The sequence below is a fragment of the Bacteroides gallinarum DSM 18171 = JCM 13658 genome, from assembly GCF_000374365.1.
Classification (GTDB): domain Bacteria; phylum Bacteroidota; class Bacteroidia; order Bacteroidales; family Bacteroidaceae; genus Bacteroides; species Bacteroides gallinarum.
In genome coordinates, this window is sequence record NZ_KB894144.1 from 36094 (window position 1) to 55403 (window position 19310).

Sequence of the window (19310 nt, forward strand, 5' to 3'; positions counted from 1 at the left end):
CCTGCGGCTTTTGCCATGCGTTCAAACGGGAACACTGAGTGAAGCCTGCCAAGCTCACTCTCATTAAAACTTTTGCGGTATTTTTCCAGAACATCAAATTCTGTGAAGCCCAAAGTTGGGTGAATTTCGGAAATATTTTGTATCTTAGCCATATCTTAGTCGGGGAATTTCCCCCGTTTTGGCCTTCAAACCTTATTTGCGGGGGAATACCTAAAGATACAAAAAAGCCAGCTAATTCGCAATATTTTGTGTATGAATTAGTTGGCTGATTTTATATTATTTACTGAATGTCCCTCTTTATAACATGCCGTAGCTATCAATTTTGGTCACTCGAAGAAATCTGAGAATTATTCTCTATTTCCGAGATAGGTAATTGATAAAGGAACGGACGGTCTTCCTGATTGTAACGGAATTTAGCACTTTCGTAATGATTGTTGTTGTCTGCGCCCCAAGTCTCATCCGTACGGTCTACGGGAATATTCAAACGACGGTTGTCGATGTATTCCAAGCCTTCTCCCCAGAATTCCACGCGCTTCTGATAAATGATTTCCTCTATCAGGGCAGCCTTGTTCGTAAAGGTGTAATCGTAATCGGGCTGACGGGTTCTCATGAAGTTATTCAGTTCTGTCACCGCACTGGCATCCCCCTTGTGCGCCAAGGCTTCAATCTTTATCAGATAAGCTTCTTCGGAGCGCAGGTAAATGTAGTCACCCAATTCCCATCCGCTGAACACGCCCGCTTTGATATTCTCACGACCCGTACCGATAAATTTCACGGCTTGGTATTCTACTTTAACCGTATCCTTAGTGTCGCGCAGTAGTGTCTTACGAACGATGCGGGTAACATTATCCTTTTTCTCTTCGTAATCTCCACCAGTAGAACGGTCGCAGCAGAACCACTTCAAGCGGATATCGTTCTCATCAATACGGTCTACGAGTGGCTTAAAGGCAGCACGCCACACACCGATACCGGCATAGCCTTGGCTATAAGCATCCATTTGCGAGAAGTAAGACCTATAAGTACCTGTGTTATCCGCTGTAATATCACAGCCAAATACTACATCCGCCAAGCTGATGTTGCTGAATCCTTGCAATAGTTCGTCTTCACCCTGCAACACGCGGAAATTGTCTATCACCACCTGTGCATACTTTATCGCTTCGTCCCATTCGTGAATCACCATATTGGCACGAGCCAAGTGCATGGCTACCACGCAACCGTCCATATCGGTGGGCGAGGAAGTGCGTGTCATATCCAACTGCTTAAATAAATCGAAAGCAGTAGTAAGGTCACTCATGATTTGTTCGTAAATCTGAGCCACAGTGGCACGCGGCTGGTCGCCTTCCGTATCTTCTGTGATAAGCGGCACGCACGGAGCCTGCGAGAAGTCATATTTCTCTCCACGCCCCCATTCCGTTCCGTCTACTCCGGTATAATAGGAATACTGATACAGATAAGTCAGCTGCAAGTAAGCATAGCCGCGGAAGCCGAGGGCTATGGCGCGATATTTCATTGTGGCAGCGTCTTTACTGTCAGGGTCAATCAGTTTAAGGATATTGTTGGCATTGGCTATAACACGATAGTACTCTTTCCAGCGGTTGTTGGTCGGAGTATAGCTCTGTCCCCAATAATCCAACACATAATGGTAGTAACTCATACCGAAAAGCCCGGTCATAATCATGTCGTTACCCATCAGCGATGTCAGGTAATCAAAACTTTTCTGGCCGAAATAGTTGTGCTGCATATCGGTATCGTAATACTGTTGCATATCCGAATACATACCTGCCACAGCAGCCGAAAAAGTCTTGTCAGGGTCCTCTTGAGCCACACCGCCCAGTTGCTCCTCAGTTAAATAAGCGGTAACATCGGCGTCTTCAACGCAAGATGTAAGCAGGCCTCCCACAAGTATCGCCTGCATCATATATTTCATTATCTTCATATATACAAAAAACTTTTTTTAGTTAGAATGTAAGGTTGATACCACCGGAAATCACACGCATCGGAGAATAACCTCCATACTCATCATCAGAACCTGCCATTGCCACACGGGGGTCAAATCCTTGACGTTTGGACCATAAGGCAAGGTTGTCTGCCGTAGCGTAGATACGCAGTTTCTCAACACCGAATTTCTGCATCAGGTTCTTCGGCAAAGTGTAACCCAAAGTAATGTTACGGATACTGAAGTAGCTGGCCTTTATCAGATTGAGGTCTGACTGTTGAGTGAAAGAGTTAGAAGCATTATTTGCATTCCAAATAGGAAGTGAACCCGTACCTGTCTCCGGGTTGAACGTATTCCACATATCCCTGTTGTGACCTACGTAGAATGAAGAACTCATACCGTCCAGATAAGAGTAGTCATACGCATAGCCACCGATTTGGAAAGCCGTCGCTATGGAAAGGTCAATGCCTTTGTAAGAGAAAGTAGTACTCAAACCGCCGTTGAAGTCAGGCAAAGCAGATTTACCGATGAAGTACTTATCGGCATCCGCATAAGTAGTGGTCGTGGTACGGCCTATTACATTCCCTTCATTGTCTGTCTCGTTCATGTACCACATGGCATTTCCTTTCTCATCCATACCGGCATACATATAAGTATAGTATTCAAAGCGGCTCTTGCCTTCGCGCAGGTTGAACGGACCGTCAGTGATACCTTCTTTACGGTTCTCTTCGGGCAGTGTCAGGATGCGGTTTTTGTAGTGAGAACCTACGAGCGATACCGTCCACTTCAGGTCGGGCTGGTTGAGGATGTCCACATTCACTTCAAACTCTATACCGGTGTTCTTCATCGCACCCAAGTTTTCCCAGTTATACGGACGTCCGGCTGTAGAAAAAGCCACGGGGCGTTTGAAGAGCATATCGTCCGTACGACGATAGAAGTATTCGAACGAACCGTACACCCTGTCGAACAAGCGAAAGTCTACACCCACGTCGAAAGTTTTCTGCTTTTCCCAAGTCAAGTCCGGATTACCGTAGAATTCCGGTGTATAGCCCAATTCGGAACCATTCCAAGTTACCGTGTACTGGTCTTGGTAAGGTGTGTACACATAAGCATAATCATATTCCGAGAGAATGCTTTCATTGCCCTGCGTACCATACGAAGCACGTATTTTCAGGTCATTCAACCACGCGTCCGTTCCATCCATGAATGCCTCGCTGGAAATACGCCATGCAGCACCCACCGACCAGAAGTTACCCCAACGGTTTAAGAAACGGGAAGTACCGTCGCGGCGGAAAGCGGCAGAAACATAATACTTGTTATGATAGTCATAATCTGCCATGCCGAAATATCCCTCGATGTTATGGTTCGCCTTGTAACTGTTGAGGTATTGCATCTGCCCGCCGTTAACCAGCTCAGGATTGTTCGGATTGAAGAAGTTGGTCTTCTGTCCGTCAAAATAGTCATATTCATACTTATAGTATTCATGACCTATCTTTGCCGACAAATGGTGGTAATCGCCGAATACATTGCTATAAGCCAGAATTTGGTTGAAGTTGGTAGTTGTAGTGTTGATGCTTGCGTGTGTACCACGGCCGCCGAAAGACTGTCCGTCGCCGATAGTCGGCGTGTAATACACTCTCTCTCTATTGTTCGTGAAATCATAACTGTAATTAGCCGTAAATTTGAAATTCTTCAAAAACGAGATTTCTATATACGAGCGTGAAGTCAGGTTATTGTACACACTTTCACGAATATCCTCCTTCATGTTGGCTATCACGTTCTGGTTAGTCGCCGTAGGCCGTGTGGATGTGCCGTCCGTTTCGCCGTTTCCGGCATCATACATGGGGCTTCCGTCTTCATCGTATTTCATGTTACCATCCGCGTCATAGGCGTGAACCGGGAAGATAGGAGCCCAAGAGCGTGCCACGGCAAAAGGATTGGAGGCTGCTCCGGCATCCTCCTGTACGCCGTTCTGCGTAGCCTTTGAATATCCCACATTGGTTCCTACTTTCAACCAAGACTTCAATTGGGAGTTGACATTGGCGCGAGCCGTAAAGCGCTCATAAGAAGAACCTAACACATAAGAGTCATTGTCCAGATAACCCATAGACACATAGAAATCCGTACGGTCGTTACCGCCTGAAGCAGATACATTGTACTCCTGACGGAAAGCATTGTCGAACAAAGCATCGGCAAACGAATCATTATAACGCAGACGTGCATTGGGGTTAAGTTTTCCATCGGGCGTTACCAAATACTCTCCTTGCGGGATGATGTAAGCATTATAACCACCCAGTTGGCTCAGCAATTTCTGACTGGCTGCCTGATTGGAGTCTTCAATGGAATTTCCGGCTGCCCAATAGGTATTACGGAGACCATACCAAGTTAAGCGATAAAACTCACCCGGATCGGTAGCCATGTCATAGTCCTTGTACGCGCGTTGTGCCACGCCCCAAGTACCGTTAAAGTTAACGGTTACTTTGTCCTTGCGTCCTGTCTTAGTAGTAATCATAACCACACCGCCAGCAGCACGTGAGCCATATAAAGAATTGGAAACAGCGTCCTTTGATACATTTACCGAAGCGATATCCGTAGGGTTGATATCCGATAATTTTCCGTTGAAGGGTACGCCATCTACCACAATCAGCGCATTATTGCTGGCCGAAATAGAACCTACACCGCGCAACACGATATTGGCGTCCTTTCCCGGCTGACCGGAAGAACTAACGATTTGCAAGCCAGCCACGGCTCCTTCGAGTGCATTTGATACGGATGTAGCTTGTGAATTACTGATAATCTCATTTTTCACACTGCTGATAGAACCCACCAAATCTTGCTTGCGTTTAGTGCCATAAGCTACCACAGTTACTTCATCAAGCAATTCTGTATCAGATTTCATCACAACCTTTACATTCGGCTTAATAGCTACCTCCTGCGTCTGCATACCTATATAGGAGATTTGCAGAGTTTTCGCAGAACTCATAGGGACATAAACAGCTTTAGATAAGAAACTTACATCAACCAATAAACCCACCATACAGAGTGAGGGCATCGGCAGATGCCATTCTGCCACATATTAATAATATTATATATTACCCAAATGCTACCTGCCGATTGCAATGTGTTTTGATTCTTAGGATATTATAAACGGAAATATTATAAATCGATTGTATTATAAATATACCCAGTGCTTCTTTAAAATGTATTTGTAAATACAATGTGTCCTGACAATAAGGCATTTTATTTATACCTTGAACGCAATATGTTTTCCCTGTAAGTTTAAGAAATGAATTTTATCTGTCATGTTATTACGCAAATGACATTATAGCACCGTATTACAACATATTATAACGTGACGGATAAGTGTGATAGATACTTTTTTCAAAGATATCTATCACACTGCGGTTGTAGATATAACCAGAGAGCACACGTTGTCTGTTTGTTTATAAAACGAGATAACACATTAGTTCACTGTGGTGAACACTTTGTTTCATTATATAAAAACACTTTGTTTCATTATATAAAAACACTTTGTTTCATCATACAAAAACATTTTGTTTCACCGTATAAAAACACTTTGTTCGCATACGATAGAACAAAGTGTTTCTATTAACGGAACAAAGTGTTTCAACCTGTTGAACAAACTGTTTTGCCATATAAAACACTTTGTTTCAAAGGGAGAAACAAACGGAAAGCTGCATGAGAAAGAAATATCACAACGCATATAAACACGAAAAGACAAGTGAAAGGGTACTGAACGTTGCATAATTTAGAGAAAACCGCACGATATGATAGATAGAAATCCTATTGACAGAATTAAACAAGTGCTAATTTAATTCCGCCGGCAAGCTGTTATGCCTGCTACTTATATCAGAAGCCGTTCTCTGTTTCTTTTCGTGCGAACGGGGTTGCCTGTCTTATTTTCTCCAGGTCATGAATTATGGTCATATCCATAATATTCGTATATACCTGCGTGGTTTTCACGCTTTTATGCCCGAGTAGCTTTTGTACCGTAGTGATATTTACACCGTTGTATATAAGCAATGTTGCATTGGTGTGGCGCGCTGTATGAAAGGATATCTTTTTGGATAGTCCGGCCAATTTTGCGATAATCATCAAATCCTTGTTGACATTCGAGTTATCTCTCAAGCGAAAGAAGCTTTCCAGGTTATCCCGATACTTATTAAGAATTGCAATCCCTTTTCCTGCAAACAGTAAATAAAGAGGCAGGCGTACCTCGGTTCCTGTTTTTACCGATTTATATATGAGCCATGTTTCCTGATTGATATCTGCGATATTCTCGGGAGATAGATTCGTGAAATCGGAATACCGCATTCCTGCATAACAACAGAACAAGAAAGCATCCAAAGACTTTTGTAGCTTGACATACCTGCCCGACAGCTCCAGGCTTTCCAGCTTCTCCAGTTCCTCCGGCACTAAATGGGTATGTTTGTTTTCCACCGTTTTTATCTTATATTTCCTGAAAGCATATTTCTGTATTTCGATATATTCCTTGTTAATGGCTATATTTACATGGCGTTTCAGGTGCTTCATATGTTTGGCAATGGTGTTTGTATGATACCCCTTCAATTGCAGGAAATACTCAAAAGAGGAAACGAATTCAAATGTCAGGTCGGAGAACGTCACGTCCTTTTTGAACTCTTGCAATAATGCAAGTGTAGAAAGGTGGTTGCGTTTGGTACTGCCTTTCAAAGATGAGTTCATGACTTCTTGCCTGAAAAAAGATATAAACGAAGAATTGTTCTCCTGTGTAACCAATGTATGTTTTAGCAGTTCCAGGGATATGCGTTTGCCCTGCTGCCACAATTCCAGTTCTTTTTTCTCTATTGCTGCTACAAACTCGTAAATCAATCTATTCAAAGCATCGGCATTGGGGTGGTTCTTTACAACCAGTTTCTTCGTATCCCATTGCTCCGGCTTCAAATAGACCTTGGTCGAGAAGTACTTTTTCTTTCTGTCCAAATAGGCTTCTACCTGCACTAATGCCATTCCTTTTTTATTCAGGCATTTTTTTCTGTTGTACACAAGACTGTAAATAATTTTATTCATCTCAATTCGTTTTAATTAATACTATAAACAAATAAGAGGATATTCTGTGCAAAACAAGATTTGAATAAGAATTAATATCTGCAAAAAGTAGCTTCTCCTTTTTATAACTTCTTCATTTTGTCTGCAAGAAAGACGCAGAATGTCTCTTAAAGGTGGGTAAATTTGCATGCATACCAGTGCATTTTTAACCATTTTGTTTTAAAATATAAGTATTAAATTAAATAATTGACTAAAATAATTGAAACATAGTGATAGCAAGCAGGAGAGTTTTAAAGTCTTTTCATTGCACAAAATCTGCTGTTCAGCAGAAAACCGTATGTTTTAATAATAGATTGATAGAATTACAAGGTTTTTTCAATAAAACAGTTGCCCGTTTTATATTTATTAATATATTTGCATTTTGTTAGAGTAAAGAAACAATTAATGTAAAGTTAAACTTTAAGAGAGAATTTATGAAAAGAAAATTAATGCTGTTATTGGCCTGCCTTTTTGTAGGAATAGGCTTAGTAACTGCCCAGACACAGAAGGTTACAGGTGTTGTGATTTCTGAAGAAGATGGGCAGCCAGTTATTGGAGCCTCTGTATTGGTAAAAGGTACGCAAATCGGTGCCATTACCAATGTAGACGGTGATTTTACATTACTGAATGTACCAAGTTCTGCGAAAACTCTGCAAATCTCCTATATAGGTATGCAGACGCAGGAAGTAGCTATTAAGCCGAATGTAAAGGTTGTGATGAAGTCTGATACTGAGGTACTTGATGAAGTAATGGTGGTAGCTTACGGTACGGCAAAGAAGTCTTCGTTTACCGGTTCCGCTTCTACTATCAGCAGCAAGAACCTGGAGCTACGTCCTATTACCAACATTTCCAAGGGATTGGAAGGACAGACAACGGGTTTACAGGCAGCCACAGGCTCCGGACAGCCGGGTGAGTCAGCAAAAATTATCATCCGCGGTTATGGTTCCATTAACGCATCGAAAGACCCGTTGTATGTAGTGGACGGAATTCCGTATGACGGTGACCTGAGTTCTATCAATCCGTCGGATATCGAAAATATGACTATCCTGAAAGATGCATCCGCCGGCGCGTTGTATGGTGCACGCGGTGCTAACGGTGTGGTGATGATTACTACCAAACAAGGTAAAGAGGGTAAGGCTAAAGTAACATGGCGTTCTACCGTGGGCTGGTCTTCACGTGCGTTGAAACGCTATGATACCGTAGGTCAAAAGGATTTCGTGCAACTGACTTATGAGGCGTTGAGAAACTCGTATGTCTTCTCTAACGGATATACGTGGGATGACGGCTCCGCTGCCGCTATCAGAGCTCTTTCCAGTACATTGGGCGGTGAGGAATACAACCCTTTCAAAAACTATACATGGAGCACGCTTATCGACCCTGCAACCGGACAGATTCATGCAGATGCCGAATCGGCATGGAATGAAGACTGGTTCGATGCCATTCTGCACAACAATGCTTTCCGCCACGAACATCAGTTCTCGGTAAGTGGCGGTACGGAAAAGACCAAATATATGTTTTCGCTGGGTTACCTGAACGAGGACGGTATCCTGCTCTCCACCGGTTTCCAACGCTATAATGCACGCGCCAACGTAAACACGGTGGTGAACGACTGGTTCCAGGCAGGATTGAACACGGCTCTTGCCAACTCCGTACAAAATTTCAGCGACTATAAAGGTTCCGCCAACTCCAATGTATGGTATTCCGCACAGTTCATGGCGCCTATCTATCCGGTATACCGCAAGGATACGGACGGTACGGATTTGCTGGATGCCGACGGGAACCGCCAACTGGACTATGCAGATGCAGAAGGCAACAAACGTCCTAAGTACAACGACTTCAACCCGGTAGGCGGATTGACGAATGATATTGCCGACTACAAGACGGACGTTGCCAGCGTACGTACATTCATGACGTTCGGTTCCGACTCGGACAAGGCAAAATGGGCGAAAGGCTTGAAGCTGACGCTGAATTTCGGTGTGGACTACCGCAACCAGTTGCAAAAGTCGTACATGAATATGGAACATGGTAACCAGGCTGCATCGGGCGGTTTGCTGATGAAGTACAACAAACGCACGCAGTCTTACACATTCAACCAACTGTTGACGTGGAACCGTTCTTTCGGTCTTCACAATTTAGACTTGCTTGCCGGTCATGAGTTCTATGCCTATAAGTACGAATACTTATCTGCCGGAAAGACTAATTTAATGGAGGGTATCCTGGAACTGCGCCCGGGAACCAGCTTGTACGATGCCGATTCTTACTCGGACAACTACCGCATCCAATCATGGTTCGGCCGTTTCAACTATAACTTCGACGAGAAATATTATTTCTCTGCCTCTATCCGTACCGACGGTTCTTCCCGTTTCCAGAAGGACAACCGTTACGGTACTTTCTGGAGTCTCGGCGCCAACTGGCGTATCTCGCAGGAAGAGTTCATGAAAGATGTGAAGTGGGTAAACAACCTCTCGCTGAAACTGAGTTATGGCGAACAGGGTAACGACAACCTGCAACGCTACGACCTCGCTGTGGAAGACTATGTGGCAAACTATTATGTATGGCAGAAACTCTATAACTTAGGTTATCCCAATGCCAACCAGGTGGGAGCCCTTATCTCTTCATTGGAAAACCGCGACATCTCCTGGGAAAAGAGCGGTAATCTGAATGTGGGCATCGAAGGTACATTCTTCGATTACCGTTTGACCGTAAGTGCCGAGTACTACAACCGTAAAACCACCGACATGCTGCTTTCTTACCCAATGGCCACTTCTACCGGTTTCTCCGGCTACAATGCCAATGTGGGTAATATGCGCAACAGCGGTTTCGAGTTCGATGTACGCGGAACTGTTCTCAGGACTAAAGATTTCAACTGGGATTTGACCTGGATGGGGTCTACGGTGAAGAACAAGGTACTGAAACTTACAGGCGACTCGCCCGAGATTATCGACGGTATTTACAGCATCAAGGAAGGCATGCCTATCAATACGTTCTATATGGCGCGTTCGGCAGGTGTAGACCCGGCTACGGGTGCACAACTCTATTGGGTGTACGACACCGATGAAAACGGTAACCGTATCAATGAGCGTATCAGCTCCGACTACTCAAAAGCGGCTACCAGCAAGTATTACCTGGGCAGCCGTATACCGAAATTGTACGGAAGCATCGGCACGAACCTCTCTTGGAAGGGAATCGACCTCTCTATCCTGACGACCTATTCTATCGGCGGCAAGGTATTCGATTACTTGTATGAGGGTTCAATGAACACCATGTATGCCGGCGACACGTGGAATACGAACGCACTACGCCGCTGGACAAAGCCGGGTGACATTACGGATGTACCCCGTATAGAAATCGGAGGTGATGTAACACGTACAGACCGTTTCCTGGTAGATGCCTCTTATTTCTCTATCAAGAATATCACATTGGGCTATACGCTGCCCAAACCGTGGATGCGCAAGGCTGGGCTGGAACATGTCCGTGTATTCGGTTCGGTAGACAACCTGGCTCTTTTCTCCCACTTGGACGGTATGGACCCGCAGTACAGCTTTACGGGAGATACGGACTATTCTTACGCTCCTAACCGTACGATATCCGTAGGTGTGGAAATTAACTTCTAAAAAAACGAGGACTCAATATGAAAAAGATATTCAACTATATATTTATCAGTTTTGCCGCCCTCTCCATGATGACGGCATGTAGTGATGACGCATTGGAAACCTCTCCGACATCATCTGCCGGGGGCGAGGCGATTTTCTCAACTGCCAGCAATGCCTTGATTTCGCTGAATGGCGTATACCGTGCAATGTACACAGCAGGCGTCTCCAATACCGCCAATACACACCAGTGTTTCGGTATTACCGCTTACGCTTTAATGGCGGATGTAATGGGTGAGGACTGCATCATGTCGGGTGCAGGCAGCGGTTGGTTCTGGTATGACTGTATTTATGACGTAAAGTCAAAATACGCTTCCGAAGGCTGGCGCCCTTATGAAATGTGGAACGGGTTCTATACATGGATTGCCAACATAAACTACATCATTGCGGCAGCCGATGAAATGGAAGGGACGACGGAGGAAAAGAACTATGTAGTAGGACAAGCTTATGCCGTGCGTGCCTATTCTTACTTCATGCTGGCACAGACTTATGCGCGGACATACAAAGGACATGAGAGCGAACCTTGCGTACCGGTTTACACGGAACCTACGGACATCAAGACACAGGGTAAGCCCCGCTCTACCGTCGAAAAAGTGTACGAACAGATTACTTCGGATATCAATACGGCCGTCGATATGCTGAAAGGTATCAAACGTCAGCATGTCAGTCACATCGATGAAGCCGTAGCACTGGGTATCAAGGCACGTGTGGCTCAGGTTATGGAGGACTGGCCTACGGCATTAGATGCAGCGACAAGCGCTATTACTGCCAGCGGATGTACCATTCAGGAGGTAGAAGCCTTTACAGGACTGAACAATACCGAGGCAAAGAATGTGATGTGGGGTGCGGAAATCCTGAAAGACCAATCGGGTATGTATGCCAGCCTGTTCTCTCACATGGATGCCGATGCAGGTGCGTATGGCGCGACTGCCCGGAAGCAGGTCAACAAGGAATTATACAATTCGATGAGCACAAATGATACCCGCCGTGCCTGGTGGAACAAGGATGACAAGAACAACGGTCTGGGCGGCTATCAGCAAGAGAAGTTCAAGTTCTCCAACATCGCTACATGGGAAGGCGACTACATCTTTATGCGTGTGGAAGAAATGTACCTGATTGCGGCAGAGGCTGCTTGCCGTAATAACGATGATACAAACGGCCGGAAATATCTGAAAGACTTGTTGGAAAAACGCGGTTTTTCGGCAACCAATGTTTCTTATATCGACGCTCTTTCCGGCACTGCTCTTGGAAATACGACCACAGTCGGCAAGACCAGAAGTTCGTTACTGGAAGAAATCATCTTTAACAGACGTGTTGAATTGTGGGGCGAATTCGGCCGTATCTATGACATCCGCCGTCTGAAACAAGGCTTTACGCGTACTACGGATATGGGGTGGCCGGAAAGCGCCTTGATAAGCGGAACAAATACACAAGACCCGGAAAGCTACGCATGGGTATTGACTATTCCGCAATCCGAGTTCGACGGCAACCCGAGCCTCGACCAGACTAAAGACCAGAATCCGCTGGGTGATACGAAAGAATAATTTAAAACGAATCAGATTATGAAGCATAATATATTTTTATTAGGAACCGCCTTTATAGCTGCCGTTGCCTTTACCGCGTGCGACACGGAAAACAAAGGCGAGGTGTATAACCAAAGCGGTGCAGGTGTATCTTTCATCTCGAGTAAGCAGACCGAAAGTTTGGAAGCCGGAACTTCTTCCTCTTTTACAGTGGAAGTATTGCGTGCAGATAATGCAGAGGCCGGTAAGGTTGCTTTGTCATGGAAAGCGTCTCGTACATATACGGACGAGGCGACAAAAAAGCCTGCATCGGAAGATGCCTCCGGATACTTTACTATTCCTGCCGAGATAGAGTTCGAGGCAGGTGCTTATAAATCGGATATAAATGTGCAAATAGGTGATATCCTCTCCGGGGAGTCTTATGTGCTCGAGCTTTCCCTACCTGAAACCGACGCCTCTTTAGGAGGTGTATCCACGATACAAGTTTCGATAAGCAAGGACTATACATACACAGACTGGGCAGGCGGACGAGTGGCTACATTTATTTCCGGGTACGACAATCAGCCCCGTTCCTTCAAATTGCAGAAGGCCGACCGCGCAACATGGTACAAGGCTGTGAACATGTACGAGGACAAGGCGGATATCATCCTAAAGGTAGACAAAGACGGTAATGTGACTGTGGACGAACAGTATGCCTTGGAAAATACGGATAAAAAAGAAGTATATGTTTCCGGACGGGGAACAGTTTCAGGAACGATTATGGAACTCGAGCTCGTCTTTATGGATGAAGATGCCAAGGCACTCGGTACATTTACAGAAAGAATTACGTTGCCAGCAGTTTTGCCGGAAGAAGCGACCGAATAAGCAGGCATCGGCAATAGAATAGCTTTAAAAAAGGAAAAACGCTCCGGGATTATACTTCCGGAGCGTTTTCTAAAAGACTGGCAATTAAACAGTTTTGAGAAAGAGGATGTACTGGAGTTCATCCTCTTTTCTTTTTAACCGTATCTTCATATGCCGGTTATTACGTTCCTTACTTAATTACTCCCAAGTATCCCTCTTTGATTATATCCACCAATATCGGTTTCATTCCACCGACAAAACACTCTACCGCAATCACCATTAGAATAAGCCCCATAAGACGCATCATGACGTTATTGCCGGTTTCGCCCAACCAGTTAACCAAGCGGGTGGAAGCTCTTAATATCAAGAAAGTGAGAAAGTAGATAAGGGCGATAGTACCGATAAGTACTCCTTTCATCTCAAAAGAGTGCGCATCCTGCATCAATACGATTGCATTGGCAATAGCACCCGGACCGCACAGCATCGGAATGCCTAAAGGGGTAATCGATATATCATCCGCATAGGCTTTGATTTCTTCGTCTTTCAGCTTCATAGGCGTATAACGCGCCTGCAACATATCGAAACCTATTTTGAAAATAATGACACCGCCTGCAATTCTGAACCCATTCGTGGAGATACCGAAGAATTTGAAAAGGAACTGTCCGGCAAAGACGAAAACCATTAATGTGATAAACGAAACCAGCGTAGCACGACTGACGATAGAACGGCGTTCCTTGTCCGTCATTCCCTGTGTCATTGTCAAAAAGACAGGCATTGTACCCAAAGGGTTAGTCAGCGTAAAGAAGGAGGTGAAACACAACAACGCAAAAGGAATGAGAGTTTCCATAATAGTAGATTTAGAGATTTATCATCGGAGGCAAAAGTACAACTAATCCGGCAATGTCACAACAAATGCAACAACTCTTTCAGGTCGGCAATCTGGTAAGTAGGTGCAAAGGGCAAGTCCATACGCCCGGACACGTTATAAAATACCTGGTGCATGCCTACTCCGGCAGCGCCGGCTATATCATTCTCCCAACTGTCTCCAATCATCAGCGATTCGTTCAGCTCGGACTGTGTTGCCGAAAGGGCGAAATGGAAAATCTCCGGCCAGGGTTTTAAGATTCCGATATCATCGGAAAGAACTATTTTCCTGAAGTATTTGTCGATGCCGGACGAGCGCATCTTATGGAACTGAAGTTCCTTAAATCCATTCGAAAGGATATACAGATTGTATCTCGGCGAAAGATATTCCAATACCTCACGTGCATGAGGCATCAATTTGCTTTTGGTAGGGATAGCGGCAAGCGCATCCTTTTCATAGGCCTTTGCCAAAGCCGGTTCATACACTCCCACGGCTTCCAGGGGATAGAGGTAGCGCTGACGGTTCAACTCCTCTTTCGTCACTTTGCCATCGGCATACTCCACCCACAGTTCCAGGTTACGACGGTTGTAAAGCGAGTAATAATGCTCGAAAGAGTCAAAGAAACGGTCGTATCCATACTTCCGGTACATCTCCTCGTATGTATCGCGGGCATTGAGGGAGAATGCCCAAAGCGTATCGTCCAAATCAAAAAATAAATTCTTATAGGGCATAAGGGGAATACTAAAAAGGCTGTTTCAAAAGCAGATTTACAGATGTACTTTTGAAACAGCCCTGCCAATTATCAATCAAGTATTACTTCACCTGAATTACCAGGTACTTGGAAATGCTCCAGAACTCTTTCGGATTGGTAATCTTCAAGGTCTGCTGGCCTTTGTCGTCTTCTTCCAAAGCATAAGAGCCCTCGGGATGAGTGGTCAGCACATCGGCATCTTTAGAGTACAACTTGATTTCTTTAGTGGTACGGATATCAACCTGCGTGAAATAATCCTTGTTAATATCGCCGTCTTTCAATACCGTACCTTTCTTGAACAGGCCGGAACCGCTTAAAATCTTCTGGTTTTTCAGTTCTTTCTTCGTTCCGAATACGAACCAGGCGGTATTAAGCGCTTTCTCCTGCTCTGCCACAGTCCTGGCTTTTGCCTCGTTTTCAGCAGTCAGCTCATTCTTAACGGCATTCAAATTCGTAACGGTGGCATCGAGTTCCTGAATACGGATATTCTTGGAAGCCAGTTCTGCCTGCAATTCTTCGATGCGCTGAGTCTTCGCATTCAGCTCCTGCGTTAAAGACTCGACCGCTTTCTTCAACTGGGCAGAGTTGGTTTTGCTGCTTTTCAGCATGGCCTGCAACTTGGCAATCTGCTCTTTGTTCTCTTCCATTTGCTTACGGATGAATTCGATATCGGAGGCAATCTGTTGCTTGGCATTCAAAGAGCCTTCTGCCACTGCACCGCGTTGCAAATCCACACGGCTCTCTGCCGCATTGATTTGGCGGAATCCTTCCGAAATATCATTGAAAGTGCCCATCATCTCGTCCAATTCGGCATTACGCTGATTCAATTCCATTAAAAGAGAATCGTTTTCTGCCTTCAACTGGTCTTTACTGCCACCAGAAAGGCCGTCGCATGAAGCCATAACGGCTGTACATACAATTAAAACTGCTAACTTTTTCATACGCTTTTGTTTTACGTTTTTGTTAATGAAGTTCTTCAATCGTCTATTCCTGCTACTACAATTACTATTTCGCCGCGCGGTTCGTTGGCGGTGAAATGCTCTATCAACTCGGTGAGAGTGCCGCGTACCGTTTCTTCGTGTATCTTGGATATCTCACGGGAGACGGATGCCTGCCGTTCCGCACCGAAATGCTCCGCAAACTGCGTCAACGCTTTTACCAAGCGGTGGGGGGATTCATAGAAAACCATTGTACGACGCTCCTCCGCCAGTCCTTTCAGCCGTGTCATCCTGCCTTTTTTCTGGGGGAGGAACCCCTCGAAACAGAACTTCTCATTCGGTAATCCTGAAGCCACCAATGCCGGAACGAATGCAGTAGCTCCCGGCAAACATTGCACCTCGATGTCGTTGCGGACGCATTCGCGGACAATCAGGAAGCCCGGGTCTGAAATTCCCGGCGTACCGGCATCCGATATCAACGCTACGGTTTCACCGGCCTTTATCCTATTTACAACACTTTCCACCGTTTTATGTTCATTGAACTTATGGTGGGACTGCATCGCATTCTTTATCTCAAAATGTTTCAGCAATATGCCGGAAGTGCGCGTATCCTCGGCCAAGACCAAATCCGCCTCTTTCAAAATACGAATGGCACGGAAAGTCATGTCTTCCAGGTTTCCTACCGGAGTAGGCACTACATAAAGTTTTCCCATATCCGCCGTTTTTAACTGAAATACTTCTTGAGGAGTTCTACAAAATCGGCAGCAGCCTCATTTTCTTCATCCGGGCGTACCGTCGATACAAATATGGACATGGCCTCATCCAATGAAGAGGCTTTGCCCAACCGCTGCACCACTTCGTTCATCCGCGCCGCATCTCCATTGAACAGTTCCCGGGTAAAACGGAACGAGTCGTTCAGGCTGATAGCATGCCGCAAGTCCGCAGCCGTTTTAATACGCTCCGCCAAAATCTGTGAAGCGGGAGCCGTATTATCTGCAACGGGAGCTGTTTCAGCCGGGACTTCCCGAACCGGTTCAGGGACGGCCTCCGGCTCCGGAACCGCTTTTGCTGTATCGGGTACAGCCTGGCCGGCGGGAGTAATCACAAAAGCAGCATCCAGCAGCTCGGTCAGTGCATCCAGCCGTTCCTGCATTTGATGAATATTCCTCTTGGCAACTATCCTCAAAACAGGGTTGGTATCGGTAGATATCGACTGTATCAGACACTTCAATTCCTGGATATCCAGTTCTATATCATTCAATAATGCTTGCATTTCCTTTCCCGTCCATGTTAATGGCACAAATGTAGAAATAAATAATGAAAAAATACCTGGAAGTAAACAAAATCACTACTTTTGTAACTGAATATAACACATAACGACATGGTATTATTCTCGGAAGATCACATACAAGAAACCAAGCGCAGAGGAAGAATTGAAGTTATATGCGGTTCCATGTTCTCCGGCAAAACAGAGGAGCTGATACGCCGTTTGAAGCGTGCTAAATTTGCCAGGCAACGCGTCGAAATCTATAAACCTGCAATAGACACCCGCTATTCGGAAGCCGATGTCGTTTCACACGACAGCCACGCAATATCTTCTACTCCGATAGACTCTTCGGCAAGCATACTGTTATTCACCTCAGAGATAGATGTAGTGGGCATCGACGAAGCGCAATTCTTCGACGAAGGCTTGATTGACGTATGCAACCAGCTTGCCAACAATGGCATACGCGTAATCGTAGCCGGCTTGGATATGGACTTCCGCGGAAAGCCTTTCGGCCCCATGCCGGGATTATGCGCTATTGCAGACGAGGTTTCCAAGGTGCATGCTATCTGTGTAAAATGCGGCCAACTCGCCTCCTTTTCCCACCGTACCGTAAAGAACGACAAGCAGGTGCTATTAGGAGAGACTGCCGAATACGAGCCTTTGTGCCGGGAATGCTATTTACAGGCTATAAAAGACAACTAATAAGCGGACAGGCAACCGGTCTGTTAAAAACAATATTCTATGGAACGTAAAAAGATTACATTCGACAGTTTTATCCGCGGCGTCATCTTAGGAGTTATTATCATCGGCTTATTGATGCTTCTGAAACGTTTAAGCAGCGTTCTATTGCCTTTCTTTATCGCTTGGCTAATCGCCTATCTGATATATCCGCTGGTTACTTTCTTCCAATACAGGTTAAAGCTAAAGAACAGGATTGTTTCCATATTCTGCGCATTATTCACCCTCGCGGTCATAGGTGCGGGAGCTTTCTACCTGCTGGTTCCTCCCATGATACAAGAGTGCAGCAGGGTGCAAGCCTTATTGGTGCAGTACTTCTCCAACGGGACATATGACAGCAATGTACCGACAACCCTCTCGGAATTCTTGCGGGAAAACATCGACGCGAAATTCATAACCGAATTATTCAATAAAGAAAACTTGGTGGATGCACTCAAAGAAGCTGTTCCCCGATTATGGTCTTTGTTGTCGGACTCGATTGACTTGCTGTTCAGCGTATTCACCATATTCCTCATCTTGTTATACGTCATTTTCATTTTGCTGGATTATGAGAGTATTGCTGAAGGCTGGACGCATCTCGTACCCATAAAGTACCGCTCTTTCGTAGTGGGCATACTCGATGACATCAAAGTAGGTATGAACAGATACTTCCGCGGGCAGGCATTCGTTGCATTATGTGTAGGTATCTTATTCAGCATAGGTTTCCTTATCATAGACTTTCCGTTGGCGATAGGTCTCGGCCTGTTCATCGGAGCATTGAACATGGTTCCCTACCTTCAGGTTATCGGCTTCATCCCTACCATTATGCTGGCAATCCTGAAAGCATCGGATACGGGCGGGAACTTCTGGATAATCATTGCCTCCGCCACGGCGGTGTTCATTGTTGTGCAAGCCATTCAAGACGGATTTATCGTGCCGCGCGTCATGGGGAAAATCACAGGACTGAATCCTGCCATTATCCTGCTGTCGCTTTCCATATGGGGTTCATTAATGGGAATGCTGGGAATGATTATCGCCCTCCCGCTCACTACGCTTATGCTCTCCTATTATCAACGCTTTATTATCAACAGAGAAAATATTCGCAAGGTAGAACCGACTGATAATCAAACGAAAGAAGATAAAGGGGCAGAATAAATCCAACTTTTTTCAACGCAAGTATTGTATATTCGATAAAAGTAACTATCTTTGCACCCGCTTAACAGCACTAAGGATTGATTCGCTAGCTCAGCAGGTAGAGCACAACACTTTTAATGTTGGGGTCTTGGGTTCGAGCCCCAAGCGGATCACCCAAAAATCAAGCAGTTATCTTAATAGGGTAACTGCTTTTTCTTTGTATATGCTACGGTTAACGGGGGGCAACGTAAAAATCTGAAGGATTCATAGATTAAGCATAAATTTTTGTTAGTCTGAATAGAAAGAAAGCTCTGTCCTTTACTCCTCTGAACTGTGTTCTGAACTCCTTGATTTTGGCATTGAATGATTCTGAAGCTGCATTGGTGGAACGCCTGTCGAAAAAGTTGACGATTTCCAGATAATGTGTCTGTATGGAACGTACCACCCTTCCGAACGCAAGAAAACCGGATTTTTCAACCTCGTCATACCATCTGGCAAGTCTTGTCAGAGCGGTATCCTTGTGCTTGCACTGGTGATAGATCAGCCCGAGCCTCATGGAAAGATAGTAGGCTTTCTTCAGGTCAGGATATTCCCTGAA

The 19310-nt window shown here is 45.2% G+C and carries 14 protein-coding genes, 1 tRNA gene and 1 pseudogene; 6 read left to right on the top strand and 10 right to left on the bottom strand.

Translation table 11 applies throughout. The features are described 5' to 3' along the window. The 4 genes and pseudogenes from C233_RS25085 to C233_RS0115315 all read right to left on the bottom strand — a co-directional run. Nucleotides 1–242 (bottom strand): annotated as a pseudogene (locus C233_RS25085) (DDE transposase); the annotation flags it as partial. 74 nt (nucleotides 243–316) lie between these two features. Further along, a complete protein-coding gene (locus C233_RS0115305; protein ID WP_018668440.1) occupies nucleotides 317–1936 on the bottom strand; it encodes a RagB/SusD family nutrient uptake outer membrane protein in 1620 nt (539 codons plus the stop codon). Nucleotides 1937–1958: 22 nt separating this feature from the next. Next, nucleotides 1959–4919 carry a SusC/RagA family TonB-linked outer membrane protein gene (locus C233_RS0115310; protein WP_039748042.1) on the bottom strand — a complete coding sequence of 987 codons (2961 nt, stop codon included), beginning with the start codon at nucleotides 4917–4919 and terminating at the stop codon, nucleotides 1959–1961. Nucleotides 4920–5806: 887 nt separating this feature from the next. Beyond that, entirely contained in the window at nucleotides 5807–7006 is a 1200-nt protein-coding gene (locus C233_RS0115315) for a site-specific integrase (protein WP_018668442.1), read from the bottom strand. A gap of 452 nt (nucleotides 7007–7458) precedes the next feature. On the opposite strand from C233_RS0115315, the gene C233_RS0115320 reads away from it, so the two are divergent. From C233_RS0115320 to C233_RS0115330, 3 genes are read left to right on the top strand one after another with little or no spacing between them, the layout of a single operon-like run. Continuing rightward, nucleotides 7459–10638, top strand: a complete 3180-nt coding sequence (locus tag C233_RS0115320; protein WP_154656075.1) for a SusC/RagA family TonB-linked outer membrane protein — start codon at nucleotides 7459–7461, stop codon at nucleotides 10636–10638. 17 nt (nucleotides 10639–10655) lie between these two features. Then, nucleotides 10656–12218: a RagB/SusD family nutrient uptake outer membrane protein gene (locus C233_RS0115325; protein ID WP_018668444.1), complete on the top strand. Its 1563-nt coding sequence runs from the start codon at nucleotides 10656–10658 to the stop codon at nucleotides 12216–12218. Nucleotides 12219–12236: 18 nt separating this feature from the next. Then, nucleotides 12237–13061 carry a hypothetical protein gene (locus C233_RS0115330; protein ID WP_018668445.1) on the top strand — a complete coding sequence of 275 codons (825 nt, stop codon included), beginning with the start codon at nucleotides 12237–12239 and terminating at the stop codon, nucleotides 13059–13061. 169 nt (nucleotides 13062–13230) lie between these two features. On the opposite strand, the gene C233_RS0115335 is transcribed toward C233_RS0115330, so the two are convergent. From C233_RS0115335 to C233_RS0115355, 5 genes are all read right to left on the bottom strand, one after another. Then, entirely contained in the window at nucleotides 13231–13887 is a 657-nt protein-coding gene (locus C233_RS0115335; RefSeq protein ID WP_025069243.1) for a MarC family protein, read from the bottom strand. Between the two features lie 56 nt (nucleotides 13888–13943). Then, nucleotides 13944–14636, bottom strand: coding sequence for a YjjG family noncanonical pyrimidine nucleotidase (locus tag C233_RS0115340; protein WP_018668447.1), 693 nt, complete (start codon nucleotides 14634–14636; stop codon nucleotides 13944–13946). 82 nt (nucleotides 14637–14718) lie between these two features. Continuing rightward, the gene (locus tag C233_RS0115345) at nucleotides 14719–15597 is read right to left on the bottom strand and encodes a Cbp1 family collagen-binding glycoprotein adhesin (RefSeq protein WP_026314881.1); all 879 of its coding nucleotides are present in this window, start codon (nucleotides 15595–15597) and stop codon (nucleotides 14719–14721) included. A 35-nt stretch (nucleotides 15598–15632) separates the two neighbouring features. Beyond that, on the bottom strand, nucleotides 15633–16307 hold the full coding sequence (gene rsmI / locus C233_RS0115350) for a 16S rRNA (cytidine(1402)-2'-O)-methyltransferase (RefSeq protein WP_018668449.1): 675 nt from the start codon (nucleotides 16305–16307) through the stop codon (nucleotides 15633–15635). An 11-nt stretch (nucleotides 16308–16318) separates the two neighbouring features. After that, nucleotides 16319–16867, bottom strand: a complete 549-nt coding sequence (locus C233_RS0115355) for a hypothetical protein (protein WP_018668450.1) — start codon at nucleotides 16865–16867, stop codon at nucleotides 16319–16321. 108 nt (nucleotides 16868–16975) lie between these two features. On the opposite strand from C233_RS0115355, the gene C233_RS0115360 reads away from it, so the two are divergent. The 3 genes from C233_RS0115360 to C233_RS0115370 all read left to right on the top strand — a co-directional run bounded on the left by C233_RS0115360 (nucleotide 16976) and on the right by C233_RS0115370 (nucleotide 18889). After that, on the top strand, nucleotides 16976–17563 hold the full coding sequence (locus C233_RS0115360; RefSeq protein ID WP_018668451.1) for a thymidine kinase: 588 nt from the start codon (nucleotides 16976–16978) through the stop codon (nucleotides 17561–17563). 39 nt (nucleotides 17564–17602) lie between these two features. Then, a complete protein-coding gene (locus C233_RS0115365) occupies nucleotides 17603–18733 on the top strand; it encodes an AI-2E family transporter (protein ID WP_018668452.1) in 1131 nt (376 codons plus the stop codon). A gap of 78 nt (nucleotides 18734–18811) precedes the next feature. After that, nucleotides 18812–18889: transfer RNA gene (locus tag C233_RS0115370), tRNA-Lys, on the top strand. A gap of 94 nt (nucleotides 18890–18983) precedes the next feature. On the opposite strand, the gene C233_RS0115375 is transcribed toward C233_RS0115370, so the two are convergent. Next, a partial coding sequence (locus C233_RS0115375) for a transposase (protein WP_018668453.1) occupies nucleotides 18984–19310 on the bottom strand: 327 nt, incomplete at its 5' end.

Excerpts from the sequence above, each read along its gene's own strand:
- C233_RS0115305 (WP_018668440.1), bottom strand. The coding sequence starts at position 1,936 with ATGAAGATAATGAAATATATGATGCAGGCGATACTTGTGGGAGGCCTG.
- C233_RS0115310 (WP_039748042.1), bottom strand. The coding sequence starts at position 4,919 with ATGAGTTCTGCGAAAACTCTGCAAATCTCCTATATAGGTATGCAGACG.
- C233_RS0115315 (WP_018668442.1), bottom strand. The coding sequence starts at position 7,006 with ATGAATAAAATTATTTACAGTCTTGTGTACAACAGAAAAAAATGCCTG.
- C233_RS0115320 (WP_154656075.1), top strand. The coding sequence starts at position 7,459 with ATGAAAAGAAAATTAATGCTGTTATTGGCCTGCCTTTTTGTAGGAATA.
- C233_RS0115325 (WP_018668444.1), top strand. The coding sequence starts at position 10,656 with ATGAAAAAGATATTCAACTATATATTTATCAGTTTTGCCGCCCTCTCC.
- C233_RS0115330 (WP_018668445.1), top strand. The coding sequence starts at position 12,237 with ATGAAGCATAATATATTTTTATTAGGAACCGCCTTTATAGCTGCCGTT.
- C233_RS0115335 (WP_025069243.1), bottom strand. The coding sequence starts at position 13,887 with ATGGAAACTCTCATTCCTTTTGCGTTGTTGTGTTTCACCTCCTTCTTT.
- C233_RS0115340 (WP_018668447.1), bottom strand. The coding sequence starts at position 14,636 with ATGCCCTATAAGAATTTATTTTTTGATTTGGACGATACGCTTTGGGCA.
- C233_RS0115345 (WP_026314881.1), bottom strand. The coding sequence starts at position 15,597 with ATGAAAAAGTTAGCAGTTTTAATTGTATGTACAGCCGTTATGGCTTCA.
- rsmI (WP_018668449.1), bottom strand. The coding sequence starts at position 16,307 with ATGGGAAAACTTTATGTAGTGCCTACTCCGGTAGGAAACCTGGAAGAC.
- C233_RS0115355 (WP_018668450.1), bottom strand. The coding sequence starts at position 16,867 with ATGCAAGCATTATTGAATGATATAGAACTGGATATCCAGGAATTGAAG.
- C233_RS0115360 (WP_018668451.1), top strand. The coding sequence starts at position 16,976 with ATGGTATTATTCTCGGAAGATCACATACAAGAAACCAAGCGCAGAGGA.
- C233_RS0115365 (WP_018668452.1), top strand. The coding sequence starts at position 17,603 with ATGGAACGTAAAAAGATTACATTCGACAGTTTTATCCGCGGCGTCATC.